The 17,814-nt window shown below is 71.0% G+C and carries 15 protein-coding genes; 9 read left to right on the forward strand and 6 right to left on the reverse strand.

Annotated features, from left to right (window positions below; translation table 11 throughout):
- Positions 1–74: 74 nt before the first annotated feature.
- Both clpS and clpA read left to right on the forward strand, forming a co-directional pair.
- Positions 75–398 (forward strand): ATP-dependent Clp protease adapter ClpS, encoded by a 324-nt coding sequence (clpS, locus tag WME79_RS24760; RefSeq protein WP_272093285.1) that lies wholly within the window; start codon positions 75–77, stop codon positions 396–398.
- Positions 395–2,716 carry an ATP-dependent Clp protease ATP-binding subunit ClpA gene (gene clpA, locus WME79_RS24765; protein ID WP_437539621.1) on the forward strand — a complete coding sequence of 774 codons (2,322 nt, stop codon included), beginning with the start codon at positions 395–397 and terminating at the stop codon, positions 2,714–2,716. Before clpS ends, clpA begins: the two co-directional genes overlap by 4 nt.
- A gap of 228 nt (positions 2,717–2,944) precedes the next feature.
- Here the strand turns inward: clpA and apaG are convergent, their stop codons facing one another.
- On the reverse strand, positions 2,945–3,328 hold the full coding sequence (gene apaG, locus WME79_RS24770; RefSeq protein WP_044965505.1) for a Co2+/Mg2+ efflux protein ApaG: 384 nt from the start codon (positions 3,326–3,328) through the stop codon (positions 2,945–2,947).
- Positions 3,329–3,521: 193 nt separating this feature from the next.
- Between apaG and WME79_RS24775 the strand changes: the two genes are divergently transcribed.
- Positions 3,522–4,574 carry a rhomboid family intramembrane serine protease gene (locus WME79_RS24775; RefSeq protein WP_437539623.1) on the forward strand — a complete coding sequence of 351 codons (1,053 nt, stop codon included), beginning with the start codon at positions 3,522–3,524 and terminating at the stop codon, positions 4,572–4,574.
- A gap of 63 nt (positions 4,575–4,637) precedes the next feature.
- Here WME79_RS24775 and WME79_RS24780 read toward each other — a convergent pair whose 3' ends face one another.
- Positions 4,638–5,849 (reverse strand): hypothetical protein, encoded by a 1,212-nt coding sequence (locus tag WME79_RS24780; protein ID WP_437539625.1) that lies wholly within the window; start codon positions 5,847–5,849, stop codon positions 4,638–4,640.
- Between the two features lie 159 nt (positions 5,850–6,008).
- Here WME79_RS24780 and WME79_RS24785 point away from each other — a divergent pair, with 159 nt between their 5' ends.
- Positions 6,009–6,641, forward strand: a complete 633-nt coding sequence (locus tag WME79_RS24785) for a hypothetical protein (protein ID WP_437539627.1) — start codon at positions 6,009–6,011, stop codon at positions 6,639–6,641.
- A gap of 64 nt (positions 6,642–6,705) precedes the next feature.
- Here WME79_RS24785 and WME79_RS24790 read toward each other — a convergent pair whose 3' ends face one another.
- Together WME79_RS24790 and WME79_RS24795 are read right to left on the reverse strand one after the other, a co-directional pair.
- Positions 6,706–7,872, reverse strand: coding sequence for a 1-aminocyclopropane-1-carboxylate deaminase/D-cysteine desulfhydrase (locus WME79_RS24790; RefSeq protein WP_437539629.1), 1,167 nt, complete (start codon positions 7,870–7,872; stop codon positions 6,706–6,708).
- A gap of 22 nt (positions 7,873–7,894) precedes the next feature.
- Positions 7,895–8,890: a ferritin-like domain-containing protein gene (locus WME79_RS24795; protein WP_437539631.1), complete on the reverse strand. Its 996-nt coding sequence runs from the start codon at positions 8,888–8,890 to the stop codon at positions 7,895–7,897.
- A gap of 193 nt (positions 8,891–9,083) precedes the next feature.
- Between WME79_RS24795 and serC the strand changes: the two genes are divergently transcribed.
- Together serC and WME79_RS24805 are read left to right on the forward strand one after the other, a co-directional pair.
- The gene (gene serC / locus WME79_RS24800) at positions 9,084–10,169 is read left to right on the forward strand and encodes a 3-phosphoserine/phosphohydroxythreonine transaminase (protein ID WP_437539632.1); all 1,086 of its coding nucleotides are present in this window, start codon (positions 9,084–9,086) and stop codon (positions 10,167–10,169) included.
- 619 nt (positions 10,170–10,788) lie between these two features.
- A complete protein-coding gene (locus tag WME79_RS24805; protein ID WP_044965509.1) occupies positions 10,789–11,109 on the forward strand; it encodes a KGG domain-containing protein in 321 nt (106 codons plus the stop codon).
- A gap of 238 nt (positions 11,110–11,347) precedes the next feature.
- On the opposite strand, the gene WME79_RS24810 is transcribed toward WME79_RS24805, so the two are convergent.
- Complete coding sequence (locus tag WME79_RS24810; protein WP_437539634.1) at positions 11,348–12,292, reverse strand: fatty acid desaturase family protein; 945 nt, start codon at positions 12,290–12,292, stop codon at positions 11,348–11,350.
- Positions 12,293–12,733: 441 nt separating this feature from the next.
- Between WME79_RS24810 and WME79_RS24815 the strand changes: the two genes are divergently transcribed.
- Entirely contained in the window at positions 12,734–13,786 is a 1,053-nt protein-coding gene (locus WME79_RS24815; RefSeq protein ID WP_437539636.1) for an agmatinase family protein, read from the forward strand.
- A gap of 173 nt (positions 13,787–13,959) precedes the next feature.
- Here the strand turns inward: WME79_RS24815 and WME79_RS24820 are convergent, their stop codons facing one another.
- Positions 13,960–15,252, reverse strand: coding sequence for a M18 family aminopeptidase (locus WME79_RS24820; RefSeq protein ID WP_437539935.1), 1,293 nt, complete (start codon positions 15,250–15,252; stop codon positions 13,960–13,962).
- Positions 15,253–15,538: 286 nt separating this feature from the next.
- On the opposite strand from WME79_RS24820, the gene WME79_RS24825 reads away from it, so the two are divergent.
- Complete coding sequence (locus WME79_RS24825; RefSeq protein WP_437539638.1) at positions 15,539–16,675, forward strand: quinone-dependent dihydroorotate dehydrogenase; 1,137 nt, start codon at positions 15,539–15,541, stop codon at positions 16,673–16,675.
- Complete coding sequence (locus WME79_RS24830; RefSeq protein ID WP_437539640.1) at positions 16,665–17,813, forward strand: GNAT family N-acetyltransferase; 1,149 nt, start codon at positions 16,665–16,667, stop codon at positions 17,811–17,813. The genes WME79_RS24825 and WME79_RS24830 overlap by 11 nt, the downstream gene beginning before the upstream one ends.
- The last annotated feature ends 1 nt before the right edge of the window (position 17,814 follow it).

Below are 17,814 nucleotides of genomic sequence, written 5' to 3' on the forward strand. Positions count from 1 at the left end.
TGCTTCCGGGGCATGAGCCAGCTTCGTCGGCCGCTCGCCGGGGCGGGGCTCTTGCTATCCTTCCCGACGGATTTATGCCGAACGATCCTGAGGAAAGAGAAGACAAGCAGGGCGACCTCGCGACCGAGCGGGAACGGAAGGTCGAGAAGGCCCGCCGCTACAAGGTCGTGTTCCACAACGACGACTACACGACGATGGAGTTCGTCGTGCTCGTCCTCATGAAGTTCTTCCACCGCACCGAGACGGAGGCCACGCACATCATGCTGAGCGTGCACCACCGCGGCCACGGGGTCGCCGGCGTGTACACGAAGGATGTCGCCGAGACCAAGGTCGCCCAAGTACAGGACTTCGCCAAGGAGCACGCGATGCCCCTTCGGTTGACCGCCGAGCCGGAATGACCATGCGCATCAGCCCCGAAGTTGAGATCGCCTTTTCGCTCGCCACCCGGGAGGCCTCGCGCCGCCGGCACGAGTTCGTGACCATCGAGCACCTGCTCTACGCGCTGCTCTTCGACGAGGAGACGGCCGAGGTCCTCCGGCACGCGGGGGGCGACACCCCGCTGCTCAAGAAGAAGCTCGAGCGCTTCCTCGACGAGGAGATCGAGGTGCTGCCGGAGGACGCGGACACGAGCCCGACGCTGTCGCTCGGGTTCCAGCGCGTGGTCGGCCGCGCCGCGATGCACGTGCAGTCCTCTGGCAAGAAGGAGCTCAAGGGGGCGAACGTGCTGGTGGCGATGTTCGCCGAGCGCGACTGCCCGGCGGTGACGCTCCTCGGCGAGCAGGGCATCAGCCGCTTCGACGTCGTGAACTACATCTCGCACGGCATCTCGAAGACGGGCCAGGACGACGGCCTCCGCGAGGAGCCGCCGGAGGAGGGCGGCGAGCCCGGCGCCGCGCAGCCGATCAAGGATCCGCTCGCGGCGTTCACGACGAACCTCAACAAGGAGGCGGCCGAGGGCCGCATCGACCCGCTGGTCGGCCGCGAGAACGAGGTCGCCCGCACGATCCAGGTGCTCGCGCGGCGGCGCAAGAACAACCCCCTGCTCATCGGCGACGCCGGGGTCGGCAAGACGGCGATCGTCGAGGGGCTCGCGCAGCGGATCGAGAAGAAGGACGTGCCCGCGCCGCTCAAGGACGCGACCGTGTACGCGCTCGACATGGGCGCGCTCCTCGCCGGCACGAAGTACCGCGGCGACTTCGAGAACCGCCTCAAGGCGGTGCTGCGCGCGCTCGAGAAGCAGCCGGGGTCGGTCCTCTTCATCGACGAGATCCACACGATCATCGGCGCCGGCGCCGCGAGCGGCGGGACGATGGACGCGTCGAACCTGCTCAAGCCCGCGCTGGCCTCGGGCCGCCTGCGCTGCATCGGGGCGACCACGTTCCAGGAGTACCGCGGCCACCTCGAGCGCGACAGCGCGCTCGCGCGGCGCTTCCAGCGCATCGAGGTGTCGGAGCCCTCGGTCGACGAGACGGCGCAGATCCTGAAGGGCCTGCAGAAGCGCTACGAGGAGTTCCACAAGATCACGTACACGGCCGAGGCGATCGATGCCGCGGCCAAGCTGTCGGCGCGGTACCTGCAAGATCGCCGGCTGCCCGACAAGGCGATCGATCTGCTCGACGAGGCGGGCGCGGCGGCGCGCCTCCGCCACGGCGACGGGTACACGGTCGAGGCGGCGGACATCGAGCTCGTCGTCGCGAAGATGGCGCAGATCCCGCCGCGCCAGGTGTCGACGTCGGACAAGGCGCAGCTCAAGGATCTCGATCAGTCGCTGCGCTCGGTGATCTTCGGCCAGGACGAGGCGGTGAAGCAGCTCGCGTCGGCGATCAAGCTGTCGCGCGCGGGGCTGCGCGCGCCGGAGAAGCCGATCGGGTCGTTCCTGTTCTCGGGCCCGACCGGCGTCGGCAAGACGGAGCTCGCGAAGCAGCTCGCCAAGGCGCTCGGCATCGGGTTCTTGCGGTTCGACATGAGCGAGTACCAGGAGCGCCACACCGTCTCCCGGCTCATCGGCGCGCCGCCCGGCTACGTCGGCTTCGACCGCGGCGGCCTGCTGACGGAGGCGGCGGCGAAGACGCCGCACGCGGTGCTGCTGCTCGACGAGATCGAGAAGGCGCACCCGGACGTGTTCCAGGTCCTGCTCCAGGTGATGGACCACGGCACGCTGACCGACAACAACGGCAAGAAGAGCGACTTCCGCCACATGGTGCTGATCATGACGAGCAACGTGGGCGCGCGGGAGCTCGCGCAGGCGCGCGTCGGCTTCGGCGAGCGAGGGACGGCGGGCGACGACGACAAGGCCTACAAGAACACGTTCAGCCCGGAGTTCAGGAACCGGCTGGACGCGCGCATCATGTTCCGAGCGCTGGATCCGGCGGTGATGGGCAGCATCGTGGACAAGTTCATCGGCGAGCTTGCGGCGATGCTGGCGGATCGGTCGGTGACGGTCGAGGTGACGGAGCGGGCGCGGGCGGAGCTCGCGACGCGAGGGTACGATCCGGCGAACGGGGCGCGGCCGCTCGGGCGCGTCATCGAGAACGACATCAAACGGCGGCTCGGGGACGAGCTGCTCTTCGGGGCCCTCGAGAACGGGGGGAACGTCACCGTCGACTTCGAAGGCGAGGAGTTCACGTTCAAGTTCTCGTCAGCGAGCGGGGGGGGCGCGGAGGCGGAGAAGGCGAAGGCGAACGGGGCGGCGGTCGAGCCGGAGGCCGTGGGCTAGGACGGCAGCGACGGAGCCAGCGTGGAGGGGGTGCCCGTGCGCGCGGGCGGCGGGGGCCCCTCCCACGAACTCGCGCCTTTTGGGAGGCGATTGCCGTGGGTACGGGAGAGGTGGGTCGGGAGGGATAGGCTGCGATGCGGGCCGGCGCTCGGGTTCGTGGGGCCCTACCCCGCCGCCCGCGCGCACGGGCACCCCCTCCACGCTGGCTCTTCCAAGGGGGCGGGGGGGTCAGTTCAGGGAGTGGGGCATCGCTAGGGTGAACGACGCGATCTCGGCGTCGAAGACGCGGCCGTCGGGGCGGTGCATCTGGTAGGTGCCGCGCATCGTGCCGCGCGGGGTCTCGAGCACACAGCCGCTCGTGTACTCGAAGTGCTCGCCAGGCTTGAGCGAGGGCTGCTGGCCGACGACGCCAGGGCCGCGCACCTCCTCCACCTTTCCGCTGCCGTGCGTGATGATCCAGTGCCGCGTCCTCAGCTGGGCGGGCTCGGTGCCTTCATTGGCGATCCGCACGGTGTAAGCAAAGACGTAGCGGTGCTCCGTCGGGGATGACTGCGTGGGGACGTAGACCGTCGAGACGGTGACCCGGATGCCCTGCGTGATGGCCGTCGACACAACCACGCACTGCCACCGCTGCGGCGCGCGCACAAGGGCCCGGCCGCGCACCGCGCGCACAGAGCCGGCGGAGAGAGCCGCGCTGGGCGTGACGACAAGACGGCCAGGCTCCCGAAGACGCGGCGTTGACAGCTTCCGGGCTCGTCCGCACGTTTCGATGAACCTTGGGTCGACGAGCCGTGGAGGACCCGCCGTGGGCGAACAGAACCGTGTCTGTGTTCGAGATGCAGTTGGCGAGCCGTTCGTCCCGATCGCGATCCTGCCGCCGAGGCGCGGCGAGAGGGCGGCGATGATCCAGAACGGCGATCCCACCTCCGGAGAGGCGGAAAATCACGGCCTCGGGCTCACGGCCATCGGCCCCGTCATGCCGGAGCGCAAGATCCGCGAGTGGGCCCTCGTCCTCCAGTCGAGCGAGCTTTGGCACGCCGTGCGGTACACGCCGGCAGGCTGGGTGGTCCTCGTGCGCGACGAGGACTACGCCCTCGCCGCAGGCTCGATCGATCGGTACGAAGCGGAGAACCGCAACTGGCCCCCGCTCCGCCCGCGCGAGCGACTGCGCCACCCTCCGTCCATGGTCGCGGGCGTCGCGTTCGCCGCGCTCGCCCTCTTCTTCTTCCTCGTCACCGGGCCCGCGAGCGGCGGCGGACGCTGGTTCCAGCGCGGCGCCTCGGTCGCCGACCTCGTCGTGGGACCGGAGCCGTGGCGCGCCATCACCGCGCTCACGCTGCACGCCGACTCGGCCCACGTGCTCGGCAACGTCATCTCCGGGACGGTCTTCGCGTCCGCCGTGCAGCGCCGGCTCGGGCCAGGCGGCGCCGCGCTCGCCGTCGTCGCCTCGGGCGCGATCGGGAACTTCGCGAACGCGCTCTGGCACCAGAGCATGGGGCAGCACCACGCCTCGATCGGCGCCTCCACCGCGGTGTTCGGCGCGATCGGGCTGCTCGCCGCCACGCAGCTGATGCTCGACCGCGCGCACGACAAGGAGAACGGCGAGAAGCGCCATCTCCTCCACCTCGTCGCGCCGCTCGTGGGAGGCCTCGCCCTCCTCGGCGCCCTCGGCGCGAGCCCACGCTCCGACCTCGGCGCGCACGCCTTCGGGCTGCTCAGCGGCGCCGCGATCGGGGTCGTCGCCGGCCTCGCACTGCGCAACCGGCCCGCGCCGCGGCGCCCCCTCGTCCAGGTCGCGCTGGGCGCGACCGCGGCGACGCTCGTCCTCGGCGCGTGGCAGATCGCGCTCATCACCTGAGCGCGCGACCGCGGCGGCGCTCATCCTCGGCGCGTGGCGCGCGCTCAGCGCCGTAACGCGACCTCAGTCGACAGGCCAGATCCCCACGGTGCCGCCGACCCAGGTCAGGTCGCGGTTCTGATCGACGCCGAGCATCCTCCCGCGCGAGAGGCGCACCAGGTTGAGCACAAGCGAGAGCTCGGCCTCGTCCGGCGCGCGCAGGAACATCATCCGGACCTCGGCCTTCACCCCGTTCCCCTCGGGCATCACGAGCGCCGGCTCGTACGCGATCTTCTCCTGGAGCAGCCAGCCCGATCGCTCCCCCTCCGGGATCGCGGCGATGTCCTCGGGCGTGACGTCGACCTTCACCCCGGAGCCCGCGAAGGAGAACAGCGGCTTGAGCACGTAGCGCTCCAGATCCAGGGGCGCGTCGTCCAGCGCGCTCAGCGTCCACGCCCGCGGGAGCGCGGGGTGATCGATGTAGGGCAGCGTGTACTTCGACCAGGTCCAGTACCAGTTCGGGTGCGAGCACCACGTGACGTCGAGCGGATCGCCATACCGGAACGGGAGCTCGACCCGCTTCGACTCGAGCTCGTCGAACACGACGCGGTTGTACAGCCGGCGGACGGGGACGAGCCGCCCGCCCACGCGGCGGAACAGCCGGTTCCCCTCCCGGACGAGCGCCGTCGGGCAGATGGCGTCGATGCCGACAAGGAGCTTCGTCGCCACGAAGTCGGGGTACGTCTTCTGCTTCTCCGGCGCGAGGTCGAGCAGGACCACCGATTCCTCGGGCTCCCCCGCGAGGATGGCGCGGCGCAGATGCGCGAGGACGTCGGCGGTGCTCCGGCCGCCGAAGCAGCACGACCAGCGCCGGTCGAGCCCCGGCATCCCGGCGAGCACCTCGGCCATGATCTCGACCTGGATGAGCATGAGCGCGTAGAGCGACGGGAACGCCTGCAGCTCGACCACCTTGCCCGTGAGCTCGCCGTCGGGGCCGCGCACGATCGCGAAGTCCACCTGCGCGCAGTTGGGGAGCGGATCCATGCCCGGAACGTCGAGGTGCGCAGGGATGGCGCGCTTCATCTGCGCAATGAGCGCGGGGCTCGAGATCTGCCGCACGATCTCCGTCGCGGAGCGCTCGAGGTCATCGCGCAGCCTGTCGGGCAGGAACAGCGGCGTCTCGGCGACACGGAACGGGATCGCGCACCCGAGCCGCCGCTCGAGCCGACCGAGGTAGTCCGCGTAGGTCGACGGCCCGAAGGCAGCGTTGAACGCGCGCCGGAAGGTGGGGTCCATGTATTTGTATTTTGGTGGTATCACGGCAACGCGCGCGGCTGAACGACCCGCCGGGCGCCTCCAGCAAGAGCGCACCGGGACCTCCCCGCGGTCCGATCCGGCTTGAGGCCGCGGGCACGGCGACTACAGTCGCCGCGAACCCCGCCGAGGCCTCCCACGATGATCAAGCTCCGCTCCGCCATCGTTTTGCCGCTCGTCGCCGCGCTCGCCGCGGCGTGCTCGAAGACCCCCGAGCCGACAGCCACATCAGCGCCCGAGGCGCCGGCGACCAGCAAGCCCGCCGCGCCCGCCGAGGCGACGCCCGCTCCGAAGCCGGCGCCGGCCAGCGGCCAGCAGGCGGGCGGAGGCGAGCTTGCGTGGGACGCCCCCGCGAGCTTCGAGAGCGCGCCGAACCCCAACACGATGCGCAAGGCCACGTACAAGATCAAGCGCGCCGCCGGTGACACCGAGGACGCGGAGCTCAGCGTGAGCCAGGCGGGCGGCAGCGTGGACGCGAACATCACGCGCTGGGCCGGCCAGTTCTCCCAGAAGAGCGACGATTCCCCCAAGCGCACCGACCTCAAAGCCGGCGATCTCAAGGTCAGCATCGTCGAGGTGAAGGGGACGTTCGCCGGCTCCGGGATGCCCGGCATGCCCGCCTCGGATCCGAAGCCGAACTACGCCCTCCTCGGCGCGATCGCCGAGACGCCCTCCGGCGGGCTCTGGTTCTTCAAGATGACCGGCCCCGAGAAGACAGTCACCGGAGCGCGCGCCGACTTCGACAAGCTGGTGAACAGCCTGCGTCTGAAGTGACGCCACAGCGCGGCGCGTCGACCACGCGCCGCGGCTTCAGGAGAGCGCCATCCGGCGCGCGCCTTCAGTACGCGACATCCCCCTCGAAGAATCTTGCGAACGCCGGCGGGAGCGCCGCCGCACCGCCCTCCGCGAGCGGCGGTCGCGCGCTCGAGAGCGTCTGCCAGAGGAGGATCGTCTCCCGCGGGCGCTCCTGCGCGATCCCGCGCAGCGCGGCGAGCGCCTTGGCGCTGTACGTGACCTCCCCCGGCACGCCGATCAGCCGCTCCACCTCGGGGATCGCGGCGATGGACGCGGGGGTCGGCATGCCGTACCCGGGGCCGATCGCGCGGTGATCGATCTCGAAGCGGACCGGCGGGAGCCGACGCCGGGTGAAGCGCGGCGCGCGCCGGGCGAGCAGGCGCTTCATGCTGCCGATCTCGTACCGGACGACGGCGCGGTTCGACGCGATGCGCTCGGTGATGCGAACGCCGACGATCGTGGTCGGCCAGCCGAGCACCGCGGCGCCCAGCGTGAGCCCCGCCAGCGTGCCGCCCGTCCCCGAGGGGACGACGATGCGATCGGGCCGGGGGGCCTCGCCGCGCTGGACCTGCTCCGCGAGCTCGAGCATCGCGTCGACGTAGCCGAGGCACGGGAGGGCGGACGAGGCGCCTGGCAGGATGAAATACGGCCGGTCGGCCCGTCGCAGCGCCCGGATCGCCCGGACCGCGGTGGTCGCGTAGCCGCCGCCATGGACGAGCTCGGCGCCGCTGGCCGCGTCGGCGAGGAGCGCGCCGCGGCCGAACCGGGTGATCGGCTGATCGAACAGGATCGCGGTGACGGCGAAGCCGAGCGCGCGGCCGAAGAGGGCCGTGGCGGTGACCTGCGTCGACGCCAGCCCGCCGACGGTGACGAGCGTCCTCGCGCCGCGCCGCTCCGCGTCCGCGAGCAGGAACTCGAAGCGACGCACCTTGTTGCCGCCGTAGAGCGGCGAGCTCAGATCGTCGCGCTTCACCCAGACGCCGCCGCGGCCGAGGTACCCCTCGATCGCGGCGCACGGGACGACCGGCGTCGGCGCGTGCGCGAGGGGGCGCCACGGGACCTGCCCCGAGAGCTCGGGCAGCTCGGCGAAGAGCGGCAGCTCCCGCGACGCGGGCAACGTCGGCAAGGCGGCAGGGCGCGCCCCGGGAGGCCCCGCCGCGCCGATCGCCCCGGCGCGGGTGGCTCGCTCCTCGTCCTCGCCGTCAGCCACGCTCCACCTCGCGTTCTCGCGTTCAGGCGCGCGCCGCCGCGCCGTGCCCCGCCTGCCTGCCGCCCGGGCCCGCCTGCTCACCGGCGTCGCCAGGGTCGTCTTCCGCGCTATTCGCGCCAGCTTCCGTACCAGCTTCCGTGCCAGCGCCGAGGCGGCCGCCGCGCGCGACCAGAGGATCGCTCAGGTAGGTGTCCGTCAGCCGCTTCGGCCCTGCGAGGCCGAGCAGCCGGAGCGGGAAGAGCAGCACCGAGAGCACCCACGACGCGAGGCCGAGCGCGAGCTTGCCCCCGTACGCCTCCGCCACCAGCGCGAGCTTGCGGCCGGCCGACATCGACGAGATCGGCGCCTCGGTCAGGCCGATCCGCATGAGCCGGAGCTCCGCGATCCGCACCGTGTGGCGCACCAGATCGGGCAGGCGCTTGAGCGCCGGGTGGTCCATCGGCAGGCGCTTCTTCATGAACGCCTCGAGCCGCGACACGCCCCAGAGCGACACCAGCGCGAGGCCGAGCAGCCGCCTCCGGAGCGCCGGCCTGCCCGCGATGGCCTTCCTCGTCTGCTGCTCGCCGAAGTCGACGTGCCGCTCTTCCTGCCGCACGCCGCGCTTCAGGATGGCGACGATCTCCGGCTCATCCACGGTCTCGATCATCGCGTAGAAGGCCTGGAGGACGAGCCCCTCGCCGAGGGCCATCTCGAGGGCGACGTGCTCGGCCCAGTCCCCGCCCATCAGCCCCGTCGCGAGGAAGCGCACGCTCCAGGCGGCCTTGTCCGGCGGCGCGCCCAGGATCTCGAGGATGCGGAGGAAGTTGCCGACGTGCTGGAACTCCTCGACAGCCTGGCGCGCGAGGAAGCGCGCGGACTCCAGGTCGGGGGCGTTGTAGAGCCAGTGCCCTATCTGGACGCCGGTGATCTCCCCGTAGAGGAACTGCTGCACGGCCCAGACGATCACGTCCTTGTCCTTGACGGGATCGAGCTTGGCGCCCTGGAAATCGAACGCCATTTCTTCGCGGGTCACCAGCATCACTCGCCCTCCGGAGCGGTGAATTTAGCCCAGATCACGGCCGCCGGCAGGTCCGAGGCGAAGGGCCCGGCGCGGCGCGATCCGCCGCGGCGGCGCTCCTGCTCGGCCCGTCCGGCGGAGGCGGCGCCCCCCGTGGTATACGGCCGACACGGCGGCATCAGGAACCGCCGACTTGAACCTCAGGAGAAGCACCATGGCGCGTGTCCACAACTTCAACGCCGGCCCTGCCGGGCTCCCCCTCCCCGCCCTCGAGCGCGCGCAGCGCGAGCTCCTCGATTTCGAGGGGACGGGCATGTCCATCATGGAGCACAGCCACCGCGGCAAGGCGTTCGAGGCGGTGCACAACGAGGCGATCTCGCTGCTCCGGCAGCTGCTCGGCCTGTCGGACGACTACCACGTGCTGTTCATGCAGGGCGGCGCGGCCATGCAGTTCGCGGTCGTGCCGATGAACCTCCTGCCGCCCGGCAAGAGCGCCGACTACATCCTGACCGGCGGCTGGTCGGAGAAGGCCCTGGAGGAGGCGAAGCGCGTCGGGACGGTGCGCGTGGCCGCCAGCACCGCCGTCGACAAGCGGTACACCCGCATCCCCCACCAGGGAGAGCTCTCGCTCGATCCGAACGCCGCTTACGTCCACATGACGACGAACAACACGCTGTTCGGCACGCAGTGGCACTGGCTGCCCGATACGGGCGACGTGCCGCTCGTCGCGGATATGTCGTCCGACATCCTGTGGCGCAAGATGGATATCTCCAGGTTTGCCCTGGTTTACGCCGGTGCCCAGAAGAACATTGGACCGAGCGGGATCACGGTCGTGCTCGCCCGCAAGGATCTCGTTGACAGCGCGCGAAAAGACATTCCCGTCATTTTCCGTTATGCCACTTACGCTGCCAACAACTCGCTCTACAACACACCTCCGACATTCGCAATCTACCTCATGCGCAACGTGCTCGCGTATACGCTTGAGATCGGTGGGCTCGAGGAGGTCGAGCGACGGAATCGCAAGAAGGGTGAGCTGCTGTACGAAACCATCGACGCGCACCCGGACGTCTTCCGGGCGCCGGTCGAGAAGGAGAGCCGCTCGTTCATGAACGTGGTGTTCCGGCTGGCCAGCGAGGAGATGGAAAAACGCTTCGTCGCCGAGGCCGCAAAGGAGGGTATGGTGGGGCTCGCCGGACACAGATCGACCGGGGGAATCCGGGTTTCGATCTACAACGCAGTACCCGTTGCATCGGTGGAGCGCCTCACGGCGTTCATGCGGGATTTCGCCAAGAGGGCTTGACTCGCTGCGGGAGCACGACGTTCTCGGTATTCCAGGTTCACCGCTGTTTCCAAAACACGCTCGGCGAACCTCCCCCTAATTCGTCGCGTCCCAACCTTCAGCCCGCTTGACGTTGTTCCGCCCGGCACAACAGGCCTTCGCGGAAAGGGTCTGTCGGCCTTTCCGCAGCTGGGAGGGAGGCGGTGAACGCCGCTCCCCGACCAGTACCGGGAGGGGACGGCGAACGCCGTTCCCCGACCAGCGCTGGAAGAGGACGGTGAATGCCGCTCCCCGACCAGCGCCGGAAGGGGACGGCGAACGCCGCTCCCCGACCAGCGCCGGAAGGGGACGGTGAACGCCGCTCCCCGACCAGCACCGGAAGAGAGCGGCCATCGCCGGTCTCGACCGGCCCGGGAGGGGACGGGGGGAACGCCGTCCTTTACCGGCTCGCAGGCCCCGTTCGGAGACCTGAATCGAGCGAGCCAACCGTAAGGAGAGGATGATGGCGAGCATGGATGATCGTATGATTTCCAGGAGTGAGGAGGGCCAGGAGGAGAGAGGGGCCTCGCCGAGCGAACCCCCGCCTTCGTCAGCGTCGCAGCGGGCTGCCAACGAGCGGCAGCAGCGTGGCTTCGCCGCCATGGACGAGGACCGTCAGCGCAAGATCGCCAGCAAGGGCGGGAAGGCTGCCCACGAGAAGGGCACGGCGCACGAGTTCACGCGCGACGAAGCGCGCGCCGCCGGCAAGAAGGGCGGCGAGGTCGTCAGCCAGAACCGCAAACACATGGCCGAGATCGGTCGCCGTGGCGGCGAGCGCGTGAGCCAGGACCGGGCCCACATGGCCGAGATCGGCCGCAAAGGCGGCGAGGCCGTGAGCGGCGATCGCCAGCACATGGCCGAGATCGGCCGTCGGGGCGGTGAGTCGCGGGGAGACCAGCCGCGGGAGAACCAGCCGCGCTGACCGGGGAACGCGCAGGGCCCGGCGCCGGGGGCGCCGGGCCAGCTCCCTGCCCCCTCGCGACGGCCACGACCCTGGCCTCCCGGTCGTCGCCGCGAGGTGCCCCTCGGGAGGTCTCCAGGTGCCACAGGACCGCGCGCGCCGCGCCGGCGTGGCCGCCCCCGCACATCTCGGCCAGGCGCCCGGCGCGCCGCCCCAGGAGGGCCGCGCCGAGCCTCGAGCGCGGGCAGGAGCCGGCGGTTCAGCCGGGCGCGATCGCGCCCAGCGAGACGTCGCTGGGCGTCTCCTTCGGGCCAGGGATCCATTCCTCGTCGGGCTCCTCCGGCGGGAGCACGACCGGGGCGCCGTCGTAGCGCAGGCGCTTGCCAGGCCAGACGAAGCTGCGGAAGAGGTAGGCGAGGAGCGAAGGCTGGTCGAGGCCCGGGTGGATGAAGGGCGCCACGCGCCTCGCGTGCGCGGCCGGCAGGAGGCTCCAGTGGAGGCCGGGCTCCATGTGATGGATGGAGTGAAAGCCGTTGTTGTACGTCCACCAGTTGACCAGCCGGCCGACGAAGTTGCGCGAGTGGTCGTACTCGCTGTCCTCGTCGCAGCCGTCGTGCTGGAGGTAGTTCATGGTCACGATCCCCCACGCGGCGTACTGGTGCGGGATCAGGACGTAGACGAGGAACTTCTGCCAGTCGAGCGCGAGCAGGGCCCCCATCGCGCCGAGGAACACCGCCGACTCGAGGAGCATCTGACGGAACCACGGCGGGTTCCGCCGGTACATCGCCTTGAAGTAGCGCATGTCGGCGGGCAGGATGTCCCGGACCACGCGGCTCATGAAAAAGAGGCCGTTCAGCAGGTTCCAGCGATAACGCACCTTCGTCGTCCGCATCACGTCACGCCGGGACTGCGTGTACTTGTGATGGCTGAGGTTGTGGCCAGGGACGTAGGCGCTGACGGGGTGCCCGTAGGTGAGCGTGAGCACGACCTGGAACGCGCGGTTCATCCATCGCCGCCGGAACACGGGGCAATGGACCGCGTTGTGGGTCGCGACCGCTCCGAGGAACGAGAACACGCACGTCGTGGCGAGAAGCGGAATCGCGAGCCATAGCGCGCGCGGCGCGTAGACCCATTGCACCGCCACGAGCACGAAATACGTCGCGACGAAGAGGAGTGTCTTGATATCGGCGCGGTACCGGAGCATGGCTGTTCTTCGCTGCTACTACCAGGACCACGCGCCGAACCGACCGGCAGCGCCGAGCAGCGCTGGCCGGCCCGGACGGGCGCAGCGGCCCATCTTCTCGGCGCTCTTCCTAGCGCATTTCGTCGCAGCTGGAAGCCGGAAGTTGCATTCCGACGAGCGCATCGCGCCATCCTCACCTGACATCCGTGTTTCACGCCGATGTCTCGCGCTCGGTGCGATCGTCTCTACGCACCTCGCGCCGGTGTGCAAGCGTGGGAGCCGCTGCGCCGGTGTGCCGGTGAGGGAACCGCTCCACCGGTGTGCCGGTGAGGAAGCCGCTCCGGCGGTGCTCGGCGGCGCGTGCGGTGGAGCGCTCCGGCGCGCTCCGGTGCGCTCCGGCGTGCGCTGGGCCGGAGGCGGCTCGCGCTTGACGACCTGGTCGCGAACCGCCAACGTGGCCGCGTGAGCTCATCCCCTGTCGGTTTCGATCCGAACGGTCCCGCCATCGGAAACGGGATTTACGGGCTGCCACACACTGCCGAGGACGCCCGGGTGGTCCTTGTCCCGGTGCCGTGGGAGCCGACGGTGTCCTACCGCCGCGGCGCCGCCAAGGGCCCCGGGGCGATCCTGCGGGCCAGCCGGCAGGTCGACCTCTTCGACCTGCACACGGGCAGACCGTACGAGCAGGGCATCGCGATGCTCGACGTCGATCCGGAAATCGTGCGCTGGAACGCGGAGGCGTGCGCGGCGGCCGAGCCGGTGATCGCGGCGCACGGGGAGGTCGCCGGCGACCGGGACCTGGAGGCGCGCCTCGCCGCGGTCAACGCGCTGTCTCGCCGGCTGAACGAGCGCGTCACGGAGATCGCCATGAGATGGATGGAGCGGGGCAAGGTCGTCGGTGTCATCGGCGGCGACCACTCCTCCCCCTACGGCGCGATCGCGGCGCACGCCGCGCGTTACCCGGGAATGGGGATCCTGCACATCGACGCGCACGCCGATCTCCGCAACGCGTACGAGGGATTCACCGACTCCCATGCTTCGATCATGCACAACGTCGCGACGCACCACCCGAAGATCCCGCGGATCGTCCAGGTCGGGCTGCGCGACATGAGCGAAGACGAGCTCCGTTTCATCCGCGAGTCGAACGGCCGCATCGTCGCCCACATCGACGCCTCGATCGCCGATCGGCTCTTCGAGGGGGAGCCGTTCCACCTGATCGCCGACTCGATCGTGGAGGATCTCCCCGACGACGTCTATGTGAGCTTCGATATCGACGGCCTCGATCCGACGCTGTGTCCGAGCACCGGCACGCCTGTCCCCGGCGGGCTGACGTTCCAGCAAGCCGTCGCCCTGATCGGCCGCATCCAGAAGAGCGGCCGGCGCATCGTCGGCTTCGACCTGAACGAGGTCGCGCCGAAGGACGACACCGACGACTGGGACGGCAACGTAGGCGCCCGCCTCCTGTACAAGCTCATCGGCTTCACCCTCCTCTCCCACGACACCCGCAGCCGGTAACGAGGCAAGCGCGTCAGCCCCCTCCCGCGCGCACTCCCCCCCAACGAGGCGATCGCGGCGGGCCCCCGCACAGGAGACGGGCCCAGATCGGCGTTTTCGGCGCGGAAGCGTACTCTCGTACGCTGAGCACCGAAAACGCCGAGGTGGGCCCGTATCCGCCGCGGGGGCCCGCCTCAAGAAAGCGCGCGGCGGTAGGTCTCGATAGAGAGGTGCACGTCGAGCGTGCCGGCCATCTCCCGGCAGGAGTGCATGCTGAGCATCGGCGCGCCGACGTCGACCGTGGCGATGCCGAGCGAGGCCGCCGTGATCGGGCCGATCGTGCTGCCGCAGGGGAGATCGCTGCGCACGACGAAGCGCTGGGGGGCGTAGCCCACGTCGTGACAGAGCGCCTCGAGCGCGGCGGCCGTCGCGCCGTCGGTCGCATAGGACTGGTTCACGTTCGACTTGATCACGAGCCCGCGGTTGATCTGCGGGGCGTGGCGCGGCTCGTGCTGATCGGCGTAGTTCGGGTGCACCGCGTGGGCCATGTCCGCCGAGACGAGCAGCGACCCGGCCATCGCGCGGGCGAACGCCTGCGGCTCACGCCCCGGGTAGACGTCGACGATCCGCGCGAGCACGTCGCGGAGCACGCTCCCCGCCGCCCCCACGGCGCTCCGGCTGCCGCACTCCTCGTGGTCGTAGAGCGCGATGACGCGCGTCGCCGCGGAAGGAGCGGCGCCGAGCAGCGCGGCCGTCGCGGCGTGACAGCTCGCGAGGTTGTCCAGGCGGGACGCGAAGAGGAACTCGTCGGAGAGGCCGCCGAGCGACGCCTTGAGGGTGTCGTACAGGCAGAGATCGAAGCCGAGGATGGCGTCGCGCGGCGCGTCGACCGCGCGCGCGAGCAGGGCGCTGAGATCGGCCTCCTTGCCGAGGCCGATCACGGGGACGAGGTGCTTCTGCGCGTTCAGCACGAGCCCCTCGGAGTTGACCCCGCGGTTCAGGTGGATCGCGAGGTTCGGGACGCGGGCGACCGGGCGGCCCAGGTCGACGAGGAGGCGCTCGATCCGCCCGTCCCTGCGCACATGGACGCGGCCGGCCACGCTGAGATCGCGGTCGAGCCAGGTCGAGTACAGGACGCCGCCGTAGACCTCGACGCCGAGCTGCTGGTAGCCGCTCCGCGAGAGCTCGGCGCTCGGCTTCACCCGGAGGTTCGGCGAGTCGGTGTGCGCGCCGATGACGCGAAAGCCGCCGAGCGCCGGGTGCTCGGCCCCGACCACGAACGCGACGATCGTCGACCCGCCCCGGATGACGAAGCGGCGATCGCCCGGAGCGACCGCCCACGCGTCGCGCTCCCCGAGCTCCGAGAAGCCGGCCGCCACGAGCCGCGAGGCGACCTCGCGCACGGCGTGGTACGGCGTCGGCGAGCGATCGATGAACGCGCAGAGGTCGCGGGCAGCCGCGACGCCGCGCTCGCGCAGCGCCGCCATCTCGTCCGCGCTCCTCGCGAAGCGCTCGCCAAGGTCGGTCAGTGGCCTGGGATCGCCTGCGCGATCGAGGATCTCGGGGGGCGTCATGGAGGGCGCGGAGTCTAGCAGAGCCGCCGAGCCTCGCCCGGCGCGCGGACGCGCGCGCTCGTTCACGCCGCACGCCGCGATGGCGGCCCACGCGGCAGGTGCGCCATGGTATCCGCCACCACCGCGCCGCTCGCAGGACCTCCTCCGACGCCGCACGCCGCACGCCGCACGCCGCAACCCGCAACGGAGACGCGCCCCGATGTACCGCCTCGTCCGACCGCTCCTCTTCACGCTGCCGCCCAGCCTCGCGCACGAGCTCGGCATGCTCGCGCTCGCCCCGCTCGAGCACGCAGCGCCGCTCCGCGCCCTCGTGCACGCCCGCCTCGCGCCCCGGGACGGGCGCATCGCGGTGCGCACCATGGGGCTCGACTTCCCTTCCCCGCTCGGCGTGGCGGGCGGCTTCGACAAGGACGCCCGCCGGGCCCGCGCGCTCGCCGCCCTCGGGTTCGGCTTCGTCGAGCTCGGCACCGTCACGGCGCAGCCCCAGGCCGCGAACCCGCCGCCGAACCTCTTCCGGCTGCCGGCCGACCGGGCGCTCATCAACCGGCTCGGGTTCCCGAACCAGGGCGCGGCCCGCGTCACCGAGCGGCTCCTCGGCCGCGGCGGCGCGGCGGCCGTCGGCGTGCCGGTGGGCATCTCGATCGGCAAATCCAGGGTCGCGCCGCTCGATCCCATCGAGCCCGCGATCGACGACTACCTCGCGAGCTTCCGGGAGGCGCGGCGCGCGGCCGACTTCGTCGTGATCAACGTGTCGTCGCCGAACACGAAGGACCTCCGCGCGATGCAGGGGCCCGCGATCGCGCGGGCGCTGCTCTCCGCGATCGCGCGAGAGAACCGCGCCGCTAGGGCGCCGCTGCCGCTGCTCATCAAGGTCGCCCCGGACCTCGGCGACGAGGAGCTCGAGGCGCTGCTCGCCGTGGTCGAGGAGGTCGGCCTCGCCGGCGTCATCGCGACCAACACGACCGTGCGGCGCGACGGGCTCGCGACGAGCCCGGAGGCCGTCGAGGCGATGGGCGCAGGCGGGCTGAGCGGCCCGCCCCTCCGGCAGCGCTCGCTCGCGATGGTGCGGCGCATCCGCGCGCGCCTCGGGAGCGGCGTCACCGTGATCGGCGCCGGAGGCATCGAGTCGGCGGAGCACGCGATGGACCAGCTCCAGGCGGGCGCCGATCTCGTGCAGATCTATACCGGCTTCATCTACGGCGGCCCCCTCCTCCCCGCCGCGATCGCGCGCGGGCTGTCGAACCTCGTGGCCCGCTCCGGCGCGCGCTCGATCCAGGACCTCGTGAGCCGGCCAGGCGGCGCGACGCGCGCTGCTATGATCGGCCATGGAGCTTGAAGCGCACGTCCACGACACCATCCGCGACATCCCGGAGAGCGAGTGGAACGCGCTCCATGGGGTGAGCGAGGCGCCGTTCCTCACCTGGGCGTGGTTCGACGCGCTCGAGCGGACGGGGTGCGTGGGCGAGGAGGCGGGCTGGCTGCCCCACCACATCACGCTCCGGGCCGAGGGGGCGCTGCTCGCCGCGGCGCCCGCCTACCTCAAGGACAACAGCGAGGGAGAGTTCGTCTTCGACCACGGCTGGGCCTCTGCGTCCCACCAGATCGGCGCGCCGTACTACCCGAAGCTCGTCGTCGCGGTGCCGTTCACGCCCGCGACGACGCCGCGGCTGCTCGTGCGGCGGCCGGAAGACCGCCCGGCGCTCCTCCCCGTCCTCGCCGAGACGCTCCGCAAGCTGGTCGCGCGGAGCCGCATCTCGAGCGCCCACGTCCTGTTCCCGACCGAGGACGAGGCCGCCGCCCTCTCCGACGCCGCCATGGCGCACCGCTGCGGCGTCCAGTTCCAGTTCGAGAACGAGGGGTATCAGACGCTCGATGACTTCCTCGCGCGCTTCAACGCGAAGCGGCGGCACCAGATCCGGCGCGAAATGCGCGAGTCCACGAGGCAGGGGCTGTCGATCGATACGCTGCGCGGCGCGGAGATCACGCCGGAGATCGTCGATGCCATGTTCGGCTTCTACGTCTCCACCGTGGAGAAGTTCGCCTGGGGCCGGCAGTACCTGAACCGCGCCTTCTTCGAGGAGATCACGGCCCGGCTGCGCGGCGGCGGGGCCCAGGGAGGCGTCGAGATCGTCCTCGCGCGGGAAGGCAAACGCCCCATCGCGGGCGCGCTCAACCTCGCCGGGCCGACGACGCTCTACGGCCGTTACTGGGGCGCCTCGGAGGAGCGCCCGTTCCTGCATTTCAACGTCTGCTATTATCACCCGGTCGAGGACTGCATCACCCGTGGACTGCGCCGCTTCGAGCCGGGCGCAGGAGGGTCGCACAAGCTCGTTCGCGGCTTCGCACCCAGTGTCACCCACAGCGCGCACCACATCGCGCATCCACGCCTGGACGCCGCGGTGCGCGAGTTCCTCGTGCGCGAGCGCGCGGCCGTCCGCGCGAAGACGGCGGACAGGAGCGTGGCATTCCGCTGAG

The sequence above is a fragment of the Sorangium sp. So ce726 genome, from assembly GCF_051521405.1.
Classification (GTDB): domain Bacteria; phylum Myxococcota_A; class Polyangia; order Polyangiales; family Polyangiaceae; genus Sorangium.